This window comes from Amycolatopsis sp. NPDC049159, from assembly GCF_040648295.1.
GTDB classification, from domain to species: domain Bacteria; phylum Actinomycetota; class Actinomycetes; order Mycobacteriales; family Pseudonocardiaceae; genus Amycolatopsis; species Amycolatopsis pretoriensis_A.
In genome coordinates, this window is sequence record NZ_JBEZDL010000004.1 from 250,766 (window position 1) to 271,405 (window position 20,640).

The following is a 20,640-nucleotide window of genomic DNA, read 5'->3' on the forward strand; positions in this document are numbered from 1 at the left end:
CGCGCCCGGCTAGTCACACGATGGTGCGAACTCAGAAGTGGTCGCGCTCCGCCTCCCGGGCGACGACCTCGGCCCGGTCCGCGAGCCGTTCCAGGCCGCTCAACGGCTGCCGCATGCGGTGATTTCCCTTCAACCGCGTGGCATTCCGGTCGAGAAACGCCCAGTAGCCCGCGGTGAACGGGCACGCGTCCGGCCCGGTCCGTTTCTTCGGGTCGAACACGCAACCCGGACAGTGGTCACTCATCCGGTTGATGTAGGCGCCTCCGGCGGCGTAGGGCTTGGTCCCGACGACCCCGCCGTCGGCGTACTGGCTCATCCCGATCACGTTGGCCGGCATCACCCAGGGGAAGCCGTCGACGAACGCCGTCGCGAACCAGCGGTTCAGCTCGGCGGGGTCGTAGCCGCGCTGCAGCGCGTGGTTGCCCAGCACCATCAGCCGCTCGATGTGGTGGGCGTAGCCGCGGTCGCGGACGCCGGCGAGCGCGGTGCGCAGGCAGGCCGCCTCGACGGCGTCGGCGTCCAGCGAACGCCACCACTCCGGCAGCTTGCGCCGCGCCTGCAAAGCGTTGCGGTGCAAGTACTCCGGCCCCTGGTGCCAGTACAGGTGCCACACCCATTCACGCCAGCCCAGCACCTGGCGGACGAACCCCTCGACGCTGCTCAGCGGCGCCTCGCCGGCCCGGTACCGCTCCTGCGCCTTCCGGACGACGTCCCGCGGGTCGAGCAGCCCGAGGTTGAGCGGGACGGACAGCAGCGCGTGCGCCATCGCCCAGTCGTGGGTCAGCATCGCGTCCTGGTGCGGCCCGAACACCGGCAGCCGGTGGTCGAGGAACCGCTTGAGCGCGCGCTGGGCTTCGTCGTGCCCGACGGCGAACTGCCGCGGCCCGTCCACGCCGACCGGGTGGATCTCCCCCGCGCGCTCGGCCGCGTCGAGGTCGGCGCGGACGCGGTCGTCGATCTCGTTCTCCCGCGGGTGCCACGGCGCGGGGACGTCGAGGCGGGTGCTCTTCGGGGGCGGCTGCCGGTTGTCGTGGTCGTAGTTCCAGTGCCCGCCTTCGGGCTCGCCGTCGGCTTCGAGCAGCACGCCGAACTTCCGCCGCTGGTCGCGGTAGAAGTCCTCCATGACGAACCGGGTGCGCCCGGCGGCCCACTCCGCGAAGTCCGCTTTGGACAGCACGAACCCGGGCGTCGGCAGGATCTCCGTGACGACGCCTTCGCCGTGCAGCTTGCGGACGAAGGCGTCGGCCGCGTGCGACGTCGGTTCGTGCACGACGACCGGCCGCCCGAACTCCCGCAGGCCGGTGCGGTAGTCCGGGGCGTCGACCAGCGTGACGCGGTCGCCGAGGTCGGCCGCGAGCCGGTGCAGCGCCGCCTGGACCAGGTGCAGCTTCTGGCGGTGGAAGGGTTTCGCGGCGAAGGCCGCGGCCGAGCGGATCACCAGGACGTCCCGGTGCCGGTGCTCGGGCGTGCCGTGGAAGTGCGGCCCGAGCTGGTCGGCGAACAGCCACAGCGCGGGCTCGTCTCGCATGCGGGGAACGCTAACCCGCTTCCGGCGGCTCCGCAGCGTACGCCCGCAGCACTTCCGTGGTGTCCCCGAGGAACCGCGCGACGACCTCGGCGTGCGCCGGCGTCAGCCCGTCGGTCAACCGGGTGACGGCGTCGACCAGCGGCGCGAGCGCGACCCGGACCTCGTCGCGGGCGGCTTCGCTGAGCACGAGCGTGATCCGCCGCCCGTCGCTGGGGTGCGGGCCGCGGCGGACGTGCCCGGCCGCTTCGAGGCGGTCGACCAGCACGGTGGCCGACGCCGAGCGGATCTTCAGCGCGTGCGCCAGGTCCACCGTGCCCATCGGCGTGCCGAAGGCGAGGTGCTGCAGCGCCTGCACGTCGGTGGCGCCCAGCCCGAGCCGGCGGGCGAGCGCCGCCTGGACGTCGTGCGCGAGCGAGAGCAGCTCGCGCAGGGCGAAGTTCACCCGAAGGGCTACCGGAACGTCTTCCACCAGGCCATTCTAGGTTAGCTAGACAATCTAGCGAGTTTTGCTACCGTGGAGCTCGTGGACGTCCGAGCGATGAATGCCGAAATGACCGCGAAGCTGATCGGTGCCCCGGCGGAGCCGCCGCCCGAAGGTGGCTACGCGCTGCGGGTCGTCGAGACCCGCGGCCGCAGCTCCGGCAGCCCCCGCCGGGTACCGCTGGCCGTGGTGGCGAAGGACGGCGGGCACTACCTCGTCTCGCCGGTCCGCGACCGCGACTGGGTGGTGAACCTGCTGGCCACACCGGAGTGCGCGCTGCTGGCGGCCGGTGAGCGGGCCGAGCGCCGGGCCGAACCGGTCGGCGGCGACGAGGCCGCCGGGGTGGTCGCCACCTACCTGGCCGCGATGTCCGTGCCGTGGGCGGTCAAGGCGTTCCCGGTCCCCCAGGACGCCGGCCACGAGCAGATCCTCGAGCACGTGCCGGGGATGGCGGTGTTCCGCCTGTCCACAGTGGACCCGGCGTGAGCGTCGCGGTCGCGGGTGGCGGCCCCGGCGGGCTGCTGCTCGGCTACCTGCTCGCCCGCGCCGGGATCGAGGTCACCGTGCTGGAAGCCCGGTCGGACTTCGACCGCGACTTCCGCGGCGACTCGCTGCACCCCTACACGCTCGAGCTGCTCGACCGGCTCGGCCTCGCCGCGGACCTGCTGGACCTCGACCACTTCAAGGCGCGTTCGTTCCGCTTCCACACCCCGGCCGGGGTCTACAGCTGCGCCGATTACGACCGCCTCCGCACGCCGTTCGGCTACGTCGCGCTGATGCCGCAGGTGCGGTTCCTCGACTTCCTCGCCGAGCGGGCGAACGCGCTGCCGACGTTCCACCTGCGCACGAACGCCAAGGTCACCGGCCTGCTCGAGGACGACGACGGGACGGTCACCGGCGTCCGCTTCCGCGGCGGCGAGCTGACGACGTCGCTCGTCGTCGGCGCCGACGGCCGGTTCTCCACCGTGCGGCGGCTGGCCGGCCTCGAAGCCCGCCCGCTCGGCGCCACCACCGACCTGCTCTGGTTCCGGCTCCCGCGCTCCCCCGGCGACCCGCCCGACGCGGACCTCGACCTGTACTTCGGGCGCGACGCCTACGTCGGCGTCCTCGGCGGCGTCCGCGACTGGCAGGTCGGCTACAGCATCGAGAAGGGCGCGTACCCGGCGTTGCGCGAACGCGGGGTCGAGCCGATCCGCGCCTTCGTGCGCGAGCGCGTGCGGTGGCTGGCCGACCGGGCGCACCTGCTCACCGACTTCTCGCAGACGACGCTGCTGTCGGTGGACATCTCCCGCGTCGAGCGCTGGCACCGGCCCGGCCTGCTGCTGCTCGGCGACGCCGCGCACGTCATATCCCCGGTCGGCGGCAACGGCATCCTGATGGCGGTGCAGGACGCCGTCGCCGCGGCGAACCGGCTGGTCCCGGCCCTGCGGCGGGGCACGGTCACCGACGAAGACCTCGCGGCCGTGCAGGCCGCCCGGATCCGCGCGATCGAGCGGGTGCAGGCCGATCAGGTGCGGGTGGAGGAGCGGGCGGCCGCGGCGCGGGCCCGCGGCCGGGGCACCGCGCCGCCGTCACTGCTCAAGTACCTGTTCGCGATCCCGGCGCTGCGCACCCGCGGGGCCCGCGGCAACGCCTACGGCCCGTTCCCGCCTCAGCTGGACGAATCCCTCTTCGCGTCGTAGGAGGTCCAGCCGCCCTCCCCTTCGGCCGCTTCGACGTCGGCGTCGGAACTGGCGGCGTGCGTCATGGCGGCGATCGTGCGCTCGAGGCCCTGCTGGACCTCTCCGCCCTCGGCCTCGCGGACGCTGTGCAGCGTCACGGTGATCTGCGAGGACGCCGGGCCGTCGTCGTCGATCCGCAGCTCGCCGTGGTAGTCGTCGGGGCCTTCCGCACCCCACTTGAGCGACCGGGTGCCCGGGTCGGTGTGCAGCCAGGCCTCGCTCGCGACGCGCTTGCCGTGCACCTCGGCTTCGACGTGCACGCTGTCGCCGCCCTTCGGCTCGGCCACCTTCATCTCCGGGAAGTACCGGGGCAGGTTCTCCGGGTGGCTCAGGAACGCGAACAGCTCGTCGGCGGGGATGTCGGCGGTCGCGGTGTGGCGGTACTCGGTCATCGGGGTCACCTTTCGTCGGTTCGCCGGTTACCCCTGAAGCCGTGCATTAAAAGGCCCCGCACGGGGAACCTGAGGGACATGACGGCCACCGAACCCGAAACCCGGCGCGGACCCGCCCCCGTCCAGGGCATGGGCATGCTGATCGGGTTGCTCTTCCTCGTGCTCGCCGCGCTCGAGCTGATGTCGGGCGTCACCGACGGCGGTGGTCCGCACGAGCTGTTCGGGGTGTTCTCCGTGTCGGGGCTGTGGGCGCTCCTGCACCTGCTGACCGGCGCCGTCGCGGTGTTCTGCACCCGCTCCTCGCGCCTGGCCGCCCGGTTCCTGGTCGCGGCGGGGGGTGTCTACGCCGTGGTCGGCCTGGTCTTGCTGCTCCCGCTGCCGCAGGCGATCACCGACGCGCTGCCGATGAACACCGCCGGGCTCTGCCTGGTGCTCGGCCTCGGCACGGCGATGCTCATCCTGGGAGCGGGCTGGCTGCAGCGCGGGCCGGGACGGCGCCGCTGAGGTCGTCGGCCGGCCGCGGGAACCGCACCAGCACCGCCGTGACCAGCACCGCGAGCCCGAACAGGACGTAGCCGTTGCCGGTGAGCTGCTGGAGGAAGTCCCAGCGGTGCTCGACTTCGCCGCCGCGCGGCCACCACCACTGCGGTCCCGCGACGAACAGCACCACGCCGACGCCCGCCAGGGCAGCGATCCCGCGCCGCCGCGTGCGGCGGGCCAGCTCCGCCCAGCCGAGCAGCACGACCACGGCCCACACCCAGTGGTGCGTCCAGGAGATCGGCGAAACCAGCAGCCCGCCGAGGGCGTTCAGGCCGAGCGCGATCGTCGTCTCCCCCGCGGCCAGCGCGCGCCGCACACCCAGCGCGGTCAGCACGAGCACGACCGCCACCAGGGGCAGCCACCACGCCGTCCGCGCGTCCGCCGGGACCCCGGCCCGGGCCAGCAGGCCGAGCAGCGACTGGTCGCCGGCGTAAGTCGGCTCGCCGACGCGGCCGGTGTCCCACAGCGCGCCGGTCCAGTACCGCATCGAATCCGCGCCGGCCAGCAGGAAGCCCAGCGCCGTCGCGGCCAGGAAGGTCACGCCGGCGGTGATCGCCGCCCGGGTGTCGCGGCGGAGCAGCAGGTACAGCAGGAACACCGCCGGGGTCAGCTTGATCGCGGCGGCGAGGCCGATCAGCAGGCCCCGCGGCCACTGCGGCGCGGCCACGAGGACGTCGAGCGCGACGAGCGCGAGCAGCAGCAGGTCGATCTGGCCCGCGTACAGCGTCCGCAGCACCGGCTCGAGCGCCTCGGCGACCAGCAGGACCGCAGCCACCCGCCACCGGTCGCACCGCTTCCCGAGCGCGCGCAGCACCGCCCGCAGCACCAGCGCCAGCACCCCGAGCGTCAGCAGCGTGAGGGCGAGGCAGGCCGCCCAGTACGGCAGGACCGCCAGCGGCGCGAGCAGGATCGCGGCGAACGGCGGGTAGGTGAAGAGCAGGGACTGGCCGTCGCCGGTGGGCGGCAGCGTGCCGTACAGGTCGTGGCCGTGCAGCAGCGCCGCCGAGCCGAGCCGGTAGACGTCCAGGTCGACGCGGTAGGCCGGGAACCGCCACCGGCCGTCGTTGTAGGACACCAGCAGTGCCGCCAGGACCAGGACCTGCGCGCCCGCCAGTAGGTGTTTCCCCCGCATCCCCAGCATTCTGTCGGGTCACCGCGCGGGAGCCATCCGGGTATCCCCCGGACCGGACCCGGGGAAAACCGGTTGCCCGCCGTGCCACCCTGGGCGGATGGGGACCCCGGAAGGCTTCGCGCACCGCGCCGACGAGCACGGCGTCGTGACGATCACGCACCACGGCCGTCCCGCGGGCACCCTCCGCGGCGCCGCGGCGACCCGGTTCCTGGCCGCGATCGCGCGCGGCGACGACCCGCAGCTGCTGATGGCCCGCGTGACCGGCAACTACAAGCACGGCAACGAACGGCGCGCCCGCGAGCACCCGCGCAACCGCGGCCGGTGACTTTCTCGCCCGTTCGGGTCAAGCGGCAGGACTGGATGGGTTAGCATCTGCCCCCGTGCCGAGCTCGCCAAAAATTCACGCCAATCCCAACGTCGGCTTCGCGTGGCTGAGGATGATCGGCGCGATCACCGTCATCGTCGACCACAGCATGCCGCTGCTGCACCCGCAGCGGCTGACGATCTTCCCCGTGTCGTGGCACATGTCGCCGGGGTACATCGCGCTGATGGGGTTCTTCGCGATGAGCGGCTACCAGATCCAGGACAGCTGGACGCGCGACCCGTCGTGGTGGCGCTTCTCGGCGCGGCGGCTGCTGCGGATCATGCCGCCGCTGGTCGTGGTGCTGCTGGTGACGGTGTTCGTGATCGGGCCGCTGGTGACGACGTGGCCCGCGCACGACTACTGGACGCACATCCAGACGTGGCGCTACCTGGTCGGCACGACGGTGCTGTTCTACATGCAGCACGACCTGCCCGGCGTGTTCGCGGGCAACCCGTACCCGTTCTCGGTCAACGGCGCGATCTGGACGCTGCCGATGGAACTGCTCGGCTACGCGCTCGTCCTCGTCGTCGGCGTGGCCGTGCTGATCGGCCTGCCGCGGCTGGTCCTGTTCCTCGTCCTCGGCGGCATGGTCTACACGGACACGGTGCTGCACGCGACGTTCGAGCAGCACGGCCTCGGCGGCTCGCTCCTGGTCGTCCCGATCGGCTCGACGGTGTCGTTCCTGGTCCCGTTCGTGATCGGGATGGTGCTGCACGCCTACCGCGACCGGATCCCGCTCAAGCCGTGGGTGGCGCTGGTGCTGTTCGGCGCGTACCTGGCGCTGAGCCAGACCCCGGCGAGCCGCTACCTGCTGGCACTGAGCGCGGCGTACGGGGCGATCACCCTGGCAATGCACTGGCCGCGGCGGCTGGAGGCGGCCGGGCCGTGGGTCTACGGCAGTTACGGCACGTACATCTGGGGCTTCCCGATCCAGCAGCTGTTCATCCTCGCGGGCGTGCGGCAGGTGTGGCTGCTGATCCTGCTGGCGGTGCCGTCGGCCTACCTGGTGGGGCAGCTGTCGTGGAACTACGTGGAGAAGCCTACGCAGAAGTTCCGCCGGTATTTGAAGACGCCGGCCCCGGTGCGGCGTCCGGTGGCGGCGCCGCCGCAGATCCCCGCCACGGCGGCCGCGCCGCTGCGGAGGTCTTGAGTTTCTTCGGCGGGCCGGGTGTGGTGCGTCGCGAATGACCCACCGGGGACGTCGAAGGCCGCGAATGGGTCATTCGCGACCTCCCCTTGGCCCGGCTGCCCGGCCCTGCGGAGACCTTGAGCCCTCCGACGGCATCGGGTTCCCCGCCCGGCCCGGCCAGCGATCCCGCGGAGATCACCGCTTCCCACCAGCGTCGGGGGCGCCACCCGGCCCAGCCGACAGCCCCGCGGAAACCTTGAACTCCCCGGCGGTACCGGATGCGGCGCGTCGGGATGACCCATTGGGGACGCCAGAGGGCGCGAATGAGTCATTCGCGCCCTCCCGCTGGCCCGACCGCCCGACCCGACGGAGACCTTGAGCCGAGCCGGGCGGCATCGGGTTCCCCGCCCCGGCCCGGCCACCGATCCCGCGGAGATCACCGCTTCCCCACCAGCCTCGAGTGCGCCGCCCGGCCCTGCGGAGACCTTGAGCTCCCCGGTGGCGCCGAATGCGGCGCGTCCCGAATGACCCATCGGGGACACCAGAGGCCGCCAATGAGTCATTCGCGACCTCGCCCCGCCCACCGGAGATCTTGAGTTCCGCGCTCGGCCTTCGGCATGCTGGCGGCGTGACCTACGACGTGCAGAGCATCCGCAAGCACTTCCCCGCGCTCGCCGACGGCGCCGCCGCCCACTTCGATGGGCCCGGTGGCTCGCAGGTCCCCGATCTCGTCGGGGAGGCGGTCGCCCGCACGCTGTGCGCCGCGATCGCCAACCGCGGGGTCGTCACCGCCGCCGAGCGACGGGCCGGTGCGGTCGTCACCGAGGCTCGGCAGGCCGCCGCCGATCTGCTTGCCGCCGAGCCGGGCGGGGTCGTCTTCGGGCGCAGCATGACCCAGCTGACCTACGACTTCTCCCGCGCGCTGGCCAAGAACTGGGGCGACGGCGACGAAATCGTCGTCACCCGCCTCGACCACGACGCCAACATCCGGCCGTGGGTCCAGGCCGCGGCGGCCGCCGGTGCGACCGTCCGGTGGGCGGACTTCGACCCCGCCACCGGCGAACTCGCCACCGGGGCGATCACCGCCCTCCTTTCGGAGCGCACCAGGCTGGTCGCGGTCACGGCGGCGTCGAACCTGCTCGGCACCCGGCCGGACGTCCCCGCGATCGCCGCGGCGGTGCACGACGCCGGCGCGCTGCTGTACGTCGACGGCGTCCACCTGACCCCGCACGCGGCCGTCGACGTCACGGCGCTCGGCGCGGACTTCTACGCGTGCTCGCCGTACAAGTTCCTCGGCCCGCACCTCGGACTCGTCGCGGCGGCGCCGGCGCTGCTCGAGACCCTGCACCCGGACAAGCTGCTGCCCTCGACCGACGCCGTCCCGGAGCGCTTCGAGCTGGGGACGCTGCCGTACGAACTCCTCGCGGGCACCACGGCGGCCATCGACTTCCTCGCCGGGCTCGTGCCGGGAACCGGCGACCGCCGGTCGCGGCTGCTCGCGTCGCTGGAAGCCTTGGAGGAGCACGAAAACGCGCTGCTCACCCGGCTCGACGAGGGCCTGGCCGCGATTCCCGGCGTGACCCGGTACGGCGCACCCGGACGCCACCGCACCCCGACGACCCTGTTCTCGGTCGACGGGGTGCGGTCGCAGGCGGTGTACGAGCACCTCGGCACGCAGGGGGTCAACGCCCCGGCCAGCAGCTTCTACGCGATCGAGTGCTCGCGGCACCTCGGGCTGGGTGACACCGGCGCCGTCCGGGCCGGGATCGCGCCCTACACCACGGAGGCCGACGTCGACCGGCTGCTCGCCGGGCTGACGTCGCTCCCCCGCTGACTCACGGGTCTACTTGGGGTCCTGGTCCAGCTGGGTGGCCTTCACCGCGTTGCCGACCTGGGTGCAGTCGTCCGTCGTGATGCCGGCGGTGCCCGCCTTCGCGAGCGCCGCGCACGAGGAGTTCAGCGCCTCGCCGACGTCCTTGAAGGTCGCGCTCTGGGTGAGCGTGTTCTCGACGCCCCACCAGACCTGGACGGCCTTGTCGAGGCCGAGGCCGCGAACGGTCTGCCCGTTGAACGTGTCGCCGTCGGTGATGAGGTAGTCGGCCTTGTTCACGACGCCGTCGTTGATGTGCTCGTCCGGGTTGTTCGTGTCCCAGCCCGGGCCGTTGACCATGTCCGGCTGCGGGGACAGCGACGAGCGCGGGTCCTTCATGTTCCGGATCGCGCCGAGCGACGAGCCCGCGCCGAGCAGCCAGCGGTTGCCGCCGGTGTCGTTGGGGTCGTTCGACGTGATGCCGATGAACTTGCCGAAGACGTCCGACAGTCCCTCGTTGATCGAGTCGGCCTGGCCGCCGCTGAGCCCGGACGTGTGCTGCGTGACGCCGTGGGTGAGCTCGTGGCCGGTGATGTCGTCGGTGGTGACGCCCTCGCCGAACGCCATCTGCTCGCCGTCCCAGAAGGCGTTGGCGAACGGGCATTCGCCGTCGACGCAGATCCGGACGGTGCCGCGCAGCGCCTGGCCGGTACCGTCGGAGTAGTCCGCGCCGATCAGCTTCGTGAGGTCGACGTTGACGTACTTCTGGTAGAAGTCCGACGCCTGCCCGAAGAAGGTGTAGACGTTGTTGACGTCCGCGACGCCCGACTCGGCGCCGCCTTCCTTGCGGGTGACGTCGAAGGCGGTGCCGCAGCGGACCGAATCGCTGCTGCCGCTGACCACCTTGTGGTTCGCGTCGCAGACGTCGCGGTTGGCCTCGCGGACCTCCGACCACGACGTGACGACGTCCTGCGTGCCGGCCTTGACGACCTCGGTCCACTTGTCGTCGAGCTTCTTGCCGTGCACGGTGACCTGGTAGGTCGGCATCGCGACGCCGTCGCCCTTCGCGCCGCCGAGGGTGGCGTCGTACCAGTACGCGCGGGGCGCGTCGGCCTTCAGCGTGTTCGCGGCCAGCCCGGTGCGCTTGGCGACGTCCGCGATGGCGGCGTCGGTGGCCCCCGCGGCGCTCGCCGGGAAGGACCCGGTGGTCTTCTTCGTGGTGCGGCCGTGCGTGGCGAGCACCGCACCCGCCTTGTCGCGGACCTGGATCAGCTGGCCGCCGAACACCGGCACCCCGCCGATCTCCTGCTGGGACCGCAGCACGCTGCCGAACGGCATCGCGAGGGGGTTCAGCGCGTGCATCGACGGCTGGGCGATGGTCGCGTAGGCGGGCGAACCCGTCGTGAGCAGCGACACCGCGACGACGGTCGCGCTCACCGCCGCCGTCCCTGCGATGACCCGTTTGCGTGACACCCGGTACACCTCCGTGGAAGCTTGATCACCTGACGTGAAGTCCGAGCAGGTTCACATGCCCCGAAGGGGGCGCACACCGGTCGAAAGTAGGTAACTGACCAAGTCCAGCCGAGTTTCCGGTAGTTAATCACCGACAATTCGGACGATCAGGAACCAGCGACGTCAGGGCCGGGCCGGTGGTGACGCGGGCGGGGCCACCACCCGCAGCTGCAGCATCGCCGCGAACCGGGCCTCCGGGTCCGTCATGTCGAACCCGCCCACTTCCGCCAGCCGCCGCAGGCGGTACCGGAACGTGTTGGGGTGCACGTGGACCGCGGCCGACGCGGCGATCACGTCGCCGAACGCGTCGAGCCAGGCCCGCAGCGTCTCGACCAGGTGCGCGTGGTGCTGCTCGTCGTATTCGATCAGCCGCGCGACCGGCCCGGTCGGGCGGTCGCCGCGGACGGCGACCAGGTCCTGCAGCTCCAGCAGCAACGCCTCGACGTGGACGTCGGCCAGCAACGCCACCCGGCGGCCCGCGCGGCTGCCCGACCGCAGTACCCGCAGCGCTCGGTCCGCGCTCGCACGGGCTTCCGGGAGTTCGGCCGCACTGCGCGCCACCGGACCGATACCGACCACCGCCCGGACGCGGTCGCCCACCCGGTCCAGGAAGTCCTTCGCGATCCGGAGGGCGCGCCGCTCGCCGTCGGCGTCGCGGGTCACCGGGACCAGGCCGTACGCCGTGTCGCCGACGAGGGCCGCCGCGCAGCGCGGGTGCACCGCGCTCAGGTGCATCGCCAGGCCGTCGGCCAGCCGCTGCCGCTCGGTCGCGATTTCGGCGTCCTCGGCGCCGTTCTCCGACACCGCCAGCGCCAGCACGACGACCGGCTGGTCGGCCAGCCCCAGCCGGCTCAGCGCCTCGCGCGCGGCGGCCCCGCCCTCCAGTGCCGTGCTGAGCAGGTCCGCGCGCAGCCGCCGTTCGACGTCGGCGCCCGCCCGCACGCGCAGCAGGTGCAGCGCCACCAGGCGGGCCGCGTCGCAAAGGGCCTGGGTGCGGTCGGGCGTCAGCGGTTCGCGCACGGCGGCCCAGATCGAGCCGAGGATCTCGTCGCCCGCCCGCACCGCGACCGCCACCCGCGGGATCATGAATCCGTCGGGGCTTTCCGCCGGCCGGTCGACGAACACCGGCTGGTCGCTGCGGTAGAGCTCGCGGAACACCCCGCGGTCGGCCAGCATCCGCGAAAACCGCTCCGGCACCTGCCGCCCCAGGATGGTCTCGACCCGCGACGGGTCGGCTTCGTCCTGGTGGCCGGAGAACGCGAGCACGCGCGAGCGGCGGTCCTCGATCGTCACCGGCGCGTCGATGAGCGCCCCGATCGCGTTGGCCACCGCGAAGAGGTCGCCCGACGGCAGCCCGGCCAGCGTCTCCGGTTCGGCGTCGCCGACGTCGCCCTCGGCCAGCAGCGACCGCAGCATCGCGGCGAGCTGGGCCCAGGACGCGCCGCGCGCCAGGCCCAGCAGGGCGACGCCGGTCTCCTCGACGGCGGCGGTGATCGCCGCGGTGACCGTGACCGGGGCGCGCAGCACGAGCCCGGCCGCGTCGTGGCGCGCCAGCGAGCGCAGCTGCCGCACGACTTCGCCGGGCTCGGCCAGCCCGACCCCGAGCACCAGGGCGTGCTGCGGCAGCGCGGGTTCGTCGAGCGGGTCGTGGATGGCGACGCCGCCGATGCCGCCCGGGCGGTCGGGGTCGCCGAGGACCAGGTCCAGGAGGGTGCCGCCCAGGTCGTCGAGGACGCGGCCGAGGCTGGCGTGCGGGCGCAGGTTCACCGAAACGAGCACCTCCCGAAAGCTAGGCGGGACGGCGCCAGCCTAGTTCGTCGGAGGGCACGAAATCAGCACCCGTTTTCGTCGGCGGGCACTAACTCGCGGTTTCGCGGTGCCGCGAGGAGTTGCCGGCCGCCGCGGCGTAGAGCCACGCGAACGCGGCCCACATCCCGGCGAAGATCAGCCCGACCGCGACGTAGGCGACCGTCCACAGCACGAGCGGGGTGTCGGTCTTGCGTTCCCGCTGCAGGAACGAGATCTCCGAGACGAAGTCGCGCTTGCCGGACCCGGCCGTGATGGCCTGCGCGTTCGCCGCCGGGTCGGCGGGTGCGTAGATCGGCGCGAGCGCCATCAGCCGGTCGGCGACGTGCAGCCGGATCCCCGCCTTCCACTGCCCGAACACCGGCAGCGGCTCGGCCGTGCGGTAGACGCCGGGGCCGAGCTTCTCCAGCGGCGCGGAGTAGAAGTCCCCGCCCTGCCAGGCGAAGCCGGTGAGCCAGACGGCGTCGTCGGCGAGGTCGGGCCGGCTGATCGTCACGGTGGCGTCCACCCAGCGGGGCGTCCCGCCGCCGTGCGGGTTGGAGATCTCCTGGCCCGCCGCGGCTTCGGTCAGCCGGACGTCGGCGGCGAGCCCGGGCGGCGGGGCGAGCGGCGCCGCGACCGCCGCCATCAGCGCGACGACGCCGAGGGCGCCCACCAGCCCGGCGGCGTGCCGGGCCCCGAACCCCCGCCGGAGGCGGGAACCCGCGGCGACGTCCTCGATCCGCTGGTACTGCCACGCGCCGATCAGCGCGCCGCCGATGCTCGCGGCCGCACCGAAGGCGAGGAAGAGACCGAGGTCCGCGGCAGGCCACGGGTCCGGCATCAGCCACTGCGAGAACGCCCACTCGCCGAGCAGGCCGAGGGTGCCGCTCGCCAGCCCGGCCACGACCGGGAACAGCGGCCCACGCACGAGCAGCGCGACGACCTCGATCACGACGGCTTCGGCGGCGTACGGCAGCAGCGAAGCGACGTGCAGGTCGGCGACGAGCGGGATGATCGAGAACACGGCGCGGGAGACCAGCAGCACGGCGACCACGATGAGCGCGCCGCCCGGTCCCCACGAGAGGCGGCCGCAGACGAGCGTCCAGCTGCCGATCAGCCCGACCAGCACCACCTGCGCGAGCATCGGGAACTGCGGCACGCCGAGGTCGAACTCCATCAGGAACGCCGACGCGCCCATCATCCAGGCGCCGGCCAGCACCGGCCCGAGCAGCCGGACGAGCGGGCCGGTGGCGCCGGCCTGGCGGGCTTCGGCCAGCAGCAGCTGCAGGCCGATCACCACGCCGACGCCGCCGCCGATCATCAGCACGTGGGTGGGTCCCCACTCGGTGACGTCCTGGCCGAAGAGCCGGTGCCAGACGTCGTCGAGCGGGAAGCCGGCGATGCCGACCAGCCCGGTCAGCATCATCTGGACGCTGCCCATCGGCACCCGCCAGTGCGGGCCGAGCTTGAACGTGCGCCGGGGCAGCTTTCCCTTGGCCAGCGCGGCGCTGAGCACACCGCTGGCGAAGATGCCCATCAGCCCGAAGTAGATCGGGTAGTGCGACGGGTTGGCGAGCGGGCCTTCGTCGCGGCCGAGCTCCATGTGGATCGGGACGTCCCAGTAGACGCCGATCAGCGCGGACATCCCGGAGAGGAAGGCGACGAACATCGGCAGCGCGGCCCAGCGCGGCAGGCCGGACAGCTCGCCCGACCAGTCGGCGAGACGGCCCACGAGCGTCCGTTTGCCGGCCCGCGTCCGCAGGACGAAGATCGCCAGCGGGATGAAGACCAGCAGGAACATCAGCAGCGCGACGACGATCTGGCCGAATTGCGCGCCCCCGGCCGGGGGGCTGTTCTCCTGCGCCAGCAGCATCGCGTGCGCCTTCCTGATTCCGTGAACTGAAGTAACTGTTACTGTTCGTCACACGATAAGCCGGGCGAACCGCACCGGCAAGCCCGGGGTGGCCGCAACCGGACATCCCGCACGAGGAGAAGGACAACGATGCGGCGGATCCTGGTGCCGGTGACAACATTCGCGCTGCTGGCCGGCTGCGGCACGCCCGCGCCCCCGGCCCCGGCGGGCGAGCAGGTCGCGCAGTTCACCGTGCGGGGCGGCAAGCGGGTCGCCGGGCCCGACCGCGTCGAGGTCGCCCCCGGCCGCGCCGTCCGGCTCGAAGTCACCTCCGACACCGCCGACGAGCTGCACGTCCACGGGTACGACAAGGAGGTCGAGCTGACCGCGGGGCAGCCCGGCTCGGTGTCGTTCACCGCCGACGTCCCCGGCCTGTTCGAGGTCGAGCTGCACCACAGCGGGGCGAAGCTGACCCAGCTGCGGGTCGGCGCGTGAGGATCGTCCTGACCCACGGGCTCGGCGGGCGCTCCGACCTGCCGGTCCCGCTCTGGCTCGCGCTGTACGCGGGCGCGGCGGCCGTGCTCGCGTCGTTCGTCGCACTGACCCTGTTGTGGAAGACGCCGCGGCTGCGGGGTGCCGAAGCCGGCCGTCCGCTGCCGTTCGCGCGCTTCCTCGACTCCCGGGTGCTTTCGTTCGTCCTCAAAGGACTCGGGCTGGTTTTCCTCGCCGGGTTCCTGGCGATGGCGTGGTTCGGGCCGGGTACGTCCGCGGCCAACCCGGCGCCCGCGTGGTTCTACGTGTGGTTCTGGGTGGGGCTGGTGCCGCTGTCGCTGCTGTTCGGTCCGGTCTGGCGGCGGATGAACCCGGTGCGCACCTTGGCGTCGCCGTTCCCGGGCCGGCGTCCGCTGCCCGCCCGGCTCGCTTACTGGCCCGCCGTCGTGAGCCTGCTCGCGTTCCTCTGGCTGGAGCTGGCTTCCGGCCACTCGGACTCGCCTCGGCTGATCGCCGGGTTCGTCACCCTGTACGTCGTTATACACGTGACCTGCGGCGCGGTCTTCGGGCCGCGGTGGTTCGATCGCGGCGACGGGTTCGAGGTCTACGCGGTGCTGATCGCCGGGCTGTCCCCGGTCGGCCGCCGCGACGACGGCCGCCTGGTCGTGCGCTCCCCGCTCGACGGGCTGCTTGCCCTCGGCGGCTCCCCCGGCCTGACGCCGCTGGTCCTGGTCGTCCTCGGCTCGACGGCGTTCGACGGCCTGACCCGGCTCCCGTTCTGGAGCGACCTGACCCCGTCGATCCCGCTCGCCACGGCCGGTTTGCTCGCAGCGATCGCCCTCACCGCGCTGGCGTACGCGGGCGGCATCCGGCTGACGCGGCCGTACCTGCGCAAGGGCACCGAGCCGTACGCGGGGTTCGCGCACACGCTGGTGCCGATCATGGTGGGCTACACGGTGGCCCACTACTTCTCGTTCGCCCTCTTCGAAGGCCAGCGCGGCTTCGACCCCGCGGTCGTCGACTACACGCTGGTGTCGACGGCGGTCATCGCCGTGGTCCAGGTGGGCGCGATCGTGCTGGGGCACGTGCTGGCGGTCGGCTCGGCGCACGACCGCGCGCTCGGCGTGCTGCGCGGCGGCTACCGGACGGTGGGCCAGTACCCGCTGCTGGCCCTGATGGTCGGCTACACCGCGGTCGGCATCTACCTGGTGTCGGGCGCATGACCACAGTGGACACCGCGGCGCGGGTGGTGATGATGCACCAGGGCGGCTGGGACGAGATCGCCCTGTTCACCGGCCCGGTCGCGATCATCGGCCTGCTGGTCTTCCTCGCCCGGCGGCAGGTGCCCCCACCGGACGAGGAAGACGACGACGAAGTCAGCTAGTCAGCTTCGCCGCCACGTTGTACGCCTCCACCAGCAGTTTCGCGTTCGGCACCCGGCGCCGCGGCTCGACGCGGATCGTGCGGGTCTCCCCCGGCAGCAGCCAGAAGTAGTTGTCGTCGTAGCGGGTCGGCAGGACGCGGTCGGTGCCGTTCTTCTCGCGCAGCGACAGCCGGATCATCGCCGCCACCGTGCGGCCGTCGTTGCGGACCGTCGCGGTGAACGCGTCGCCGTCCGGGCGCAGGGACGTCGTCAGGCGCGCGCCCGGGAGCTGGTTCAGCGCGCGCATCGCCGTGTCCGTCCGGTAGCGCCAGTACGTGTTCTCCGACAGCACCGCGCCGTGGGCGTCGGTCAGGGTCAGGCGCAGCAGGTGCAGGTCGGGCTGCCCGTCGGCGAACGGGACCGTGAACGCCGCCGCGGCCGAAATCGGGGCCACGTCGAGCTTCTGCTGCTGCGCCGGGCCCAGCGCGACGCCGTCGAGGCCGTAGAGCCGCGCGGTGGCGGTCACCCCGCTCAGCGCGCCCGGCGTGTGGTTGACCACGCGGACCTGCCACGTCGTCAGGTCGGCCTGCACGTGGTGGTGCTCGCAGCCCTTGCGCGCGCCGTAGTAGCTGCCGTTGACGTCGAGGTCGTAGTCGTAGGTCTGCCAGACCGTGCTGTGCCACGCCGGGTGCGACATCCACAGCAGCACGCCGGTGGCGTCGTTCCAGAGTTTCGCGTTCCACGCCTCGAAGATCGCGCGCATGCTCTCGTAGTTGACGAACTGCGCCTTGCGGCAGAACTCCGCCAGGCTCGTCGACGGCGCCAGCGCGCGTCGATCGCCGCGAGGTAGCTCTGCGGGGACTGGTTGCCGCCGGTGGACCAGTCGTGCAGGAACCAGGGTGCGCCGATCGGCCAGCCCGGGTCGTCCTTCCCGACCAGGTTGCGCATGCTCTCGACGACCGACACCGTCGGCAGCCCGATCTCGCTCCAGAACCCGGCCTTGCCGCCGGTCGCCTCGCCGGTGAAGTACCGCTTCGGGTCCTGCCAGTAGTACGGGCCGTCGCCGGTGATCACGCCGCCCGCGGAGTTGCCCTGGTAGAGCAGGTCGGTGCTGGAGTGGACGATGTCGCGCAGGGCGTTGTCGATGATGGGCGGCGGCGTGCCTTCGTTGCAGCCGAACCAGACCGTTGCGCACGCGTGGTGGCGGTAGCGCAGCACGGTGTCCTTCGCCTGCGCGAGGAAGATGTCGTGGTTGGCCGGGTCGGTCGACCAGCCGTCCCAGAACTCGTTCCACAGCAGGATCCCGTACTTGTCGCAGGCGTCGAACAGCTCCTGCCTATACGACGAGCCCACCCAGTTGCGGATCAGCGTGAAGTTCATGTCCCGGTGCATCGCGACGACCGCGTCGGTGCGCTCGGCGGGCATCCGGCGCGGCAGCTCGTCCCAGCCCCAGCTGCCGCCGCGGGCGAAGATCTTGACGCCGTTGACCAGGAAGGTCAGCGGCTTCGGGCTGTTGTCGACCGAGGCCGCGTCGGTCCAGGTGCCGCCGTCCTGCGAGACCTGGATCTTGAAGGTCGCGGCGTACGCGGTTTCCCAGGTGAGCACGACCTTGTCGAACGCCGTCGCGGCGCCGAGGTCGACCTGCAGCCACTGGTTGTCGTCGTAGGCCGACGTCCAGCGGGTGTTCGGATCGCCGTCGAACGCGCGCTCGGGCGGGTTGCCGTCGGCCACCGACAGCGAGCTCGACGGCTTGCCCTGCGCGACGTCGGCGCCCGAGCTGTCGAGCACCGACATCGTCCAGAGCGAGAAGCCCCAGCTGGTCGCGCGCTTGAGCCCCTGCATCCGGACGAACCGGGCGGTCTGCGGCGCGAGGTCGACGGTCTGCGTGGCGCGGCCGTCGGCGATGACGATCGGCAGGTCGTACTGGTAGCCGATCTCGCGCAGGCCGATCTTGACGGTCCGGCGGTCGCTGGTGGCGGCGCCGATCGCCGCGGTGAGCGTCAGGTCGTACAGGTTCGGGTCGCCGTACCCGTTGGGCCACCACAGCTTCGGGTTCTTCACCACCTGCTTCGGGAATACGACGTCGGTGGTCTGCCCGGCCGGGACGGTGACCGTGCTCGACACGCTGACCGGGCCGAACGCGGCGCTGACCTTGACGCGCTGGGCGGTCGCGGCGGCGTTGCGGACCGGGACGGTGAGCGTCACCTCGGCGGTGCCGGCGTCGGGCACCTTGGTGTCGGCGCGGACGTCACCGAGCACGGCGGCGCCGGTCGAGCGCAGGCGGACGTGGTCCCAGATGCCCGAAGCGCGGTCGCGGACCGCGGGCATCCAGTCCCAGCCGGACACCGCGAGGTAGGTCGGCGAGTTGTCGAACATGGTGCCGCCGGCGTCGACCCAGGAGCTGCCGTCGGCGCCCTTGTCCCCCGGGCTGCCCGGGCGCGGCATCGGCGAGATCTTGACGGCGAGCGCCTGCTCGCCGGAGCGGCGCAGCGCCGCCGTGACGTCGAATGCGCCGCGGCCGAACGGGTGGCTCTGCGTGCCGATTTCGGCGCCGTTGAGCCAGATCCGCGCTTCGTGGTTGACGCCGTCGAACTCGAGCCAGACGTGCCGGCCGGGCGAGGTGTCGAGGCCGCGCGGGAGGCCGAACTGGCGGCGGTACCACCAGGCGTGCCGGGAAAGCGCTTCCGGGACGTGCAGCTGGTTCATCCCGGAGACCGGGTCGGGCAGCTGGCCCTGCTCGACGAGCGAGGCCAGCACGGTGCCGGGAACCGTGGCGGGCAGCCAGCCCCGGGTGTCCACGGTGGACGCGGAAAGCGCCTTGCCGTCGCCGGTCGGCGCCCAGTCGTCCATCGTGAGCACCCAGCCGGAGTCGAGCGGCACGGTGCCGTCGGGCGCCACGGCGAGCGCGGGCGGGTCGGCGTGCGGGCGGAGCGGGAAGCTGGTCCAGCCGTGCACCGCCGGGCGGTTCTGCGGGCCGCTGCCGAAGACCTGGAAGCCGTTGAGGCCCAGCGGGTTCGTGGTCGAGCGGCGGCTCGCGGTGAAGCGGACCCAGCGCGCGGTGACCGACAGCGGGATCGTCACGACACCGCCGGTGCCGGCGTCGGTGTGGTGGACGGTGCGCCAGGCCCGGCCGTCACCCGAGACGTCGAGGTCGAAGGCGGTGGCGTAGCTCGACTGGACCTCGGCGCCGCTGGTGCGGCTGCGGGACGCGGCGGCGTCGAAAGCCGGGTCGCCGGGCTGCGCCTCGAAGGTGAGGACGACGGAGTCGATGCGGCAGGCGGCCTGCAGGTCGACGACGATCCACTGCCCGTCTCCTTGGGCGGCGCGCCAGCCGGAGCCGCGGACGCCGACCTGCGCGAGGCCGTCGACGGCGAACTCGGCCGGGGTGGCGGCGTAGGCGGTCGAGGAGACCTGGACGGGCCGGAAGAGCGCGAGGTCGGTCTTCGGCGTCACCGCGGCGGGCGCGGCCGAGGCGACCCCGGGCAGCACGGCCGCGAGCCCGAACCCGGCGAGCAGCCCGGTCCCGGCCGCGAGAACGTGCCGCCGCGAGACAGCGGCGACTTCCGCGCGCTCGACATCCGGGGCGATGCCGTACTCCTCCGCCATTGCGAACTCCGTTTCCGGTGGGCTGACAACGTTGCCAGGAAGCTTCCGCCGAGCCCGTCGGCAGGGTCAAGAAGACAAGGTGGACAAGAATTAGGAAAAATGACATCGATGTCGGCGAACCGGTCAGCATGCCCCGTTGAGCGGTGCTGGGTACGGTTGCATCGAACTCGCACCGATCTTCCAGGAGGCGTCGTGGTCGAGGTCGAACGAACGCTCACGGTGCCCGTCCCGGTCGAGGCCGTCGCGGGTTACCTGCAGGACTTCGCGCACACGGAGGAGTGGGACCCGGGCACGAAGTCGTGCACCCGAACCGACGCGGGCCCCATCGAGGTCGGCGCGCGGTGGCACAACGTGTCGGAGTTCCGCGGCCGCGAGACGGAGCTGGACTACCGGTTGACGCGCCGCGAGCCCGGCCGGGTGACGTTCGTGGGCTCGAACAAGACGGCGACGTCGACGGACGACTTCACGCTGACGGCGGACGGCGGTGGGACGAAGGTGCGCTACCAGGCGAAGATCGAGTTCCACGGGCTGGCGAAGCTGGCAGGACCGCTGTTGAAGCGCGAGTTCGAGCGGCTGGGTGACGAGGTGGTGCCGGAGCTGACGCGGGCGCTCGGGAAGCTGGCCTGACGCCTGCAGGGGTGGCGAGGAATCGGCCTGGACCGGGCGGCGACGCTGGACCGGCTCGACGACCTTGCGGCGGCGGTCGCGAGGGGGCGACTCGCCCCGGCCGAGCCGGCCGCGATTTCGTCGGGGATCCGAACCTCGCTCACGGTGGCACCCACCGAGCCCGATCTGATCGGCCGGTTCCCGACCCCTGCTCGAGGCGACTTCCGCGGACCAGCTCCCGGCCGCCGGGCCGCGATCCCCTCAGCCCGCTCGCCGCCCCACCCGCGAGCGGATTCCGCCGACCGGCTCCCGGCGGCCGGGCCG

General features: G+C 72.6%; 19 protein-coding genes. 10 read left to right on the forward strand and 9 right to left on the reverse strand.

Features of this window, described 5'->3' with window-relative positions; genetic code table 11:
• Nucleotides 1-31: 31 nt before the first annotated feature.
• Together AB0B33_RS10040 and AB0B33_RS10045 are read right to left on the reverse strand one after the other, a co-directional pair.
• A complete protein-coding gene (locus AB0B33_RS10040; RefSeq protein ID WP_360769152.1) occupies nucleotides 32-1,528 on the reverse strand; it encodes a cryptochrome/photolyase family protein in 1,497 nt (498 codons plus the stop codon).
• A 10-nt stretch (nucleotides 1,529-1,538) separates the two neighbouring features.
• Entirely contained in the window at nucleotides 1,539-1,997 is a 459-nt protein-coding gene (locus AB0B33_RS10045) for a MarR family winged helix-turn-helix transcriptional regulator (RefSeq protein ID WP_360769154.1), read from the reverse strand.
• Between the two features lie 81 nt (nucleotides 1,998-2,078).
• Between AB0B33_RS10045 and AB0B33_RS10050 the strand changes: the two genes are divergently transcribed.
• Together AB0B33_RS10050 and AB0B33_RS10055 are read left to right on the forward strand one after the other, a co-directional pair.
• Entirely contained in the window at nucleotides 2,079-2,495 is a 417-nt protein-coding gene (locus AB0B33_RS10050; RefSeq protein ID WP_360769157.1) for a nitroreductase family deazaflavin-dependent oxidoreductase, read from the forward strand.
• Nucleotides 2,492-3,691, forward strand: a complete 1,200-nt coding sequence (locus tag AB0B33_RS10055; protein WP_360769160.1) for an FAD-dependent oxidoreductase — start codon at nucleotides 2,492-2,494, stop codon at nucleotides 3,689-3,691. The genes AB0B33_RS10050 and AB0B33_RS10055 overlap by 4 nt, the downstream gene beginning before the upstream one ends.
• Here AB0B33_RS10055 and AB0B33_RS10060 read toward each other — a convergent pair.
• A complete protein-coding gene (locus AB0B33_RS10060) occupies nucleotides 3,661-4,122 on the reverse strand; it encodes an SRPBCC family protein (RefSeq protein WP_360769162.1) in 462 nt (153 codons plus the stop codon). The two genes, AB0B33_RS10055 and AB0B33_RS10060, sit on opposite strands and share 31 nt — an antisense overlap.
• Before the next feature lie 78 nt (nucleotides 4,123-4,200).
• Between AB0B33_RS10060 and AB0B33_RS10065 the strand changes: the two genes are divergently transcribed.
• A complete protein-coding gene (locus AB0B33_RS10065; RefSeq protein ID WP_247023615.1) occupies nucleotides 4,201-4,626 on the forward strand; it encodes a DUF4383 domain-containing protein in 426 nt (141 codons plus the stop codon).
• On the opposite strand, the gene AB0B33_RS10070 is transcribed toward AB0B33_RS10065, so the two are convergent.
• Complete coding sequence (locus AB0B33_RS10070; protein ID WP_360769167.1) at nucleotides 4,577-5,794, reverse strand: glycosyltransferase 87 family protein; 1,218 nt, start codon at nucleotides 5,792-5,794, stop codon at nucleotides 4,577-4,579. The two genes, AB0B33_RS10065 and AB0B33_RS10070, sit on opposite strands and share 50 nt — an antisense overlap.
• Before the next feature lie 97 nt (nucleotides 5,795-5,891).
• On the opposite strand from AB0B33_RS10070, the gene AB0B33_RS10075 reads away from it, so the two are divergent.
• The 3 genes from AB0B33_RS10075 (at nucleotide 5,892) to AB0B33_RS10085 (ending at nucleotide 9,121) form a co-directional block, all read left to right on the forward strand.
• Nucleotides 5,892-6,119, forward strand: a complete 228-nt coding sequence (locus AB0B33_RS10075; protein WP_247023617.1) for a hypothetical protein — start codon at nucleotides 5,892-5,894, stop codon at nucleotides 6,117-6,119.
• Between the two features lie 55 nt (nucleotides 6,120-6,174).
• A complete protein-coding gene (locus AB0B33_RS10080; protein WP_360769170.1) occupies nucleotides 6,175-7,308 on the forward strand; it encodes an acyltransferase in 1,134 nt (377 codons plus the stop codon).
• A 607-nt stretch (nucleotides 7,309-7,915) separates the two neighbouring features.
• Entirely contained in the window at nucleotides 7,916-9,121 is a 1,206-nt protein-coding gene (locus tag AB0B33_RS10085) for a cysteine desulfurase-like protein (RefSeq protein WP_360769173.1), read from the forward strand.
• A 9-nt stretch (nucleotides 9,122-9,130) separates the two neighbouring features.
• Here the strand turns inward: AB0B33_RS10085 and AB0B33_RS10090 are convergent, their stop codons facing one another.
• The 3 genes from AB0B33_RS10090 to AB0B33_RS10100 all read right to left on the reverse strand — a co-directional run bounded on the left by AB0B33_RS10090 (nucleotide 9,131) and on the right by AB0B33_RS10100 (nucleotide 14,270).
• Entirely contained in the window at nucleotides 9,131-10,570 is a 1,440-nt protein-coding gene (locus AB0B33_RS10090; RefSeq protein WP_360769176.1) for a M4 family metallopeptidase, read from the reverse strand.
• A gap of 162 nt (nucleotides 10,571-10,732) precedes the next feature.
• The gene (locus AB0B33_RS10095) at nucleotides 10,733-12,388 is read right to left on the reverse strand and encodes a helix-turn-helix domain-containing protein (RefSeq protein WP_360769178.1); all 1,656 of its coding nucleotides are present in this window, start codon (nucleotides 12,386-12,388) and stop codon (nucleotides 10,733-10,735) included.
• A gap of 79 nt (nucleotides 12,389-12,467) precedes the next feature.
• Nucleotides 12,468-14,270: a hypothetical protein gene (locus tag AB0B33_RS10100; protein ID WP_360769181.1), complete on the reverse strand. Its 1,803-nt coding sequence runs from the start codon at nucleotides 14,268-14,270 to the stop codon at nucleotides 12,468-12,470.
• 129 nt (nucleotides 14,271-14,399) lie between these two features.
• On the opposite strand from AB0B33_RS10100, the gene AB0B33_RS10105 reads away from it, so the two are divergent.
• From AB0B33_RS10105 to AB0B33_RS10115, 3 genes are read left to right on the forward strand one after another with little or no spacing between them, the layout of a single operon-like run.
• Entirely contained in the window at nucleotides 14,400-14,744 is a 345-nt protein-coding gene (locus AB0B33_RS10105) for a hypothetical protein (protein ID WP_360769184.1), read from the forward strand.
• Nucleotides 14,741-15,964 (forward strand): hypothetical protein, encoded by a 1,224-nt coding sequence (locus AB0B33_RS10110; protein ID WP_360769187.1) that lies wholly within the window; start codon nucleotides 14,741-14,743, stop codon nucleotides 15,962-15,964. Before AB0B33_RS10105 ends, AB0B33_RS10110 begins: the two co-directional genes overlap by 4 nt.
• Nucleotides 15,961-16,125, forward strand: a complete 165-nt coding sequence (locus tag AB0B33_RS10115; RefSeq protein WP_360769190.1) for a hypothetical protein — start codon at nucleotides 15,961-15,963, stop codon at nucleotides 16,123-16,125. The genes AB0B33_RS10110 and AB0B33_RS10115 overlap by 4 nt, the downstream gene beginning before the upstream one ends.
• On the opposite strand, the gene AB0B33_RS10120 is transcribed toward AB0B33_RS10115, so the two are convergent.
• Both AB0B33_RS10120 and AB0B33_RS10125 read right to left on the reverse strand, forming a co-directional pair.
• Nucleotides 16,118-16,696 (reverse strand): glycoside hydrolase family 2 protein, encoded by a 579-nt coding sequence (locus AB0B33_RS10120; protein WP_360769506.1) that lies wholly within the window; start codon nucleotides 16,694-16,696, stop codon nucleotides 16,118-16,120. The genes AB0B33_RS10115 and AB0B33_RS10120 overlap by 8 nt on opposite strands.
• Complete coding sequence (locus AB0B33_RS10125; protein ID WP_360769193.1) at nucleotides 16,681-19,710, reverse strand: discoidin domain-containing protein; 3,030 nt, start codon at nucleotides 19,708-19,710, stop codon at nucleotides 16,681-16,683. Before AB0B33_RS10125 ends, AB0B33_RS10120 begins: the two co-directional genes overlap by 16 nt.
• A gap of 192 nt (nucleotides 19,711-19,902) precedes the next feature.
• Here AB0B33_RS10125 and AB0B33_RS10130 point away from each other — a divergent pair, with 192 nt between their 5' ends.
• Nucleotides 19,903-20,337, forward strand: a complete 435-nt coding sequence (locus AB0B33_RS10130; protein WP_247023627.1) for an SRPBCC family protein — start codon at nucleotides 19,903-19,905, stop codon at nucleotides 20,335-20,337.
• The last annotated feature ends 303 nt before the right edge of the window (nucleotides 20,338-20,640 follow it).

Bases quoted from the DNA above. Each gene is read 5' to 3' on its own strand.
- AB0B33_RS10040 (WP_360769152.1), bottom strand. From the start codon at position 1,528: ATGCGAGACGAGCCCGCGCTGTGGCTGTTCGCCGACCAGCTCGGGCCG.
- AB0B33_RS10050 (WP_360769157.1), top strand. From the start codon at position 2,079: ATGACCGCGAAGCTGATCGGTGCCCCGGCGGAGCCGCCGCCCGAAGGT.
- AB0B33_RS10060 (WP_360769162.1), bottom strand. From the start codon at position 4,122: ATGACCGAGTACCGCCACACCGCGACCGCCGACATCCCCGCCGACGAG.
- AB0B33_RS10065 (WP_247023615.1), top strand. From the start codon at position 4,201: ATGACGGCCACCGAACCCGAAACCCGGCGCGGACCCGCCCCCGTCCAG.
- AB0B33_RS10070 (WP_360769167.1), bottom strand. From the start codon at position 5,794: ATGCGGGGGAAACACCTACTGGCGGGCGCGCAGGTCCTGGTCCTGGCG.
- AB0B33_RS10075 (WP_247023617.1), top strand. From the start codon at position 5,892: ATGGGGACCCCGGAAGGCTTCGCGCACCGCGCCGACGAGCACGGCGTC.
- AB0B33_RS10100 (WP_360769181.1), bottom strand. From the start codon at position 14,270: ATGCTGCTGGCGCAGGAGAACAGCCCCCCGGCCGGGGGCGCGCAATTC.
- AB0B33_RS10105 (WP_360769184.1), top strand. From the start codon at position 14,400: ATGCGGCGGATCCTGGTGCCGGTGACAACATTCGCGCTGCTGGCCGGC.
- AB0B33_RS10115 (WP_360769190.1), top strand. From the start codon at position 15,961: ATGACCACAGTGGACACCGCGGCGCGGGTGGTGATGATGCACCAGGGC.
- AB0B33_RS10125 (WP_360769193.1), bottom strand. From the start codon at position 19,710: ATGGCGGAGGAGTACGGCATCGCCCCGGATGTCGAGCGCGCGGAAGTC.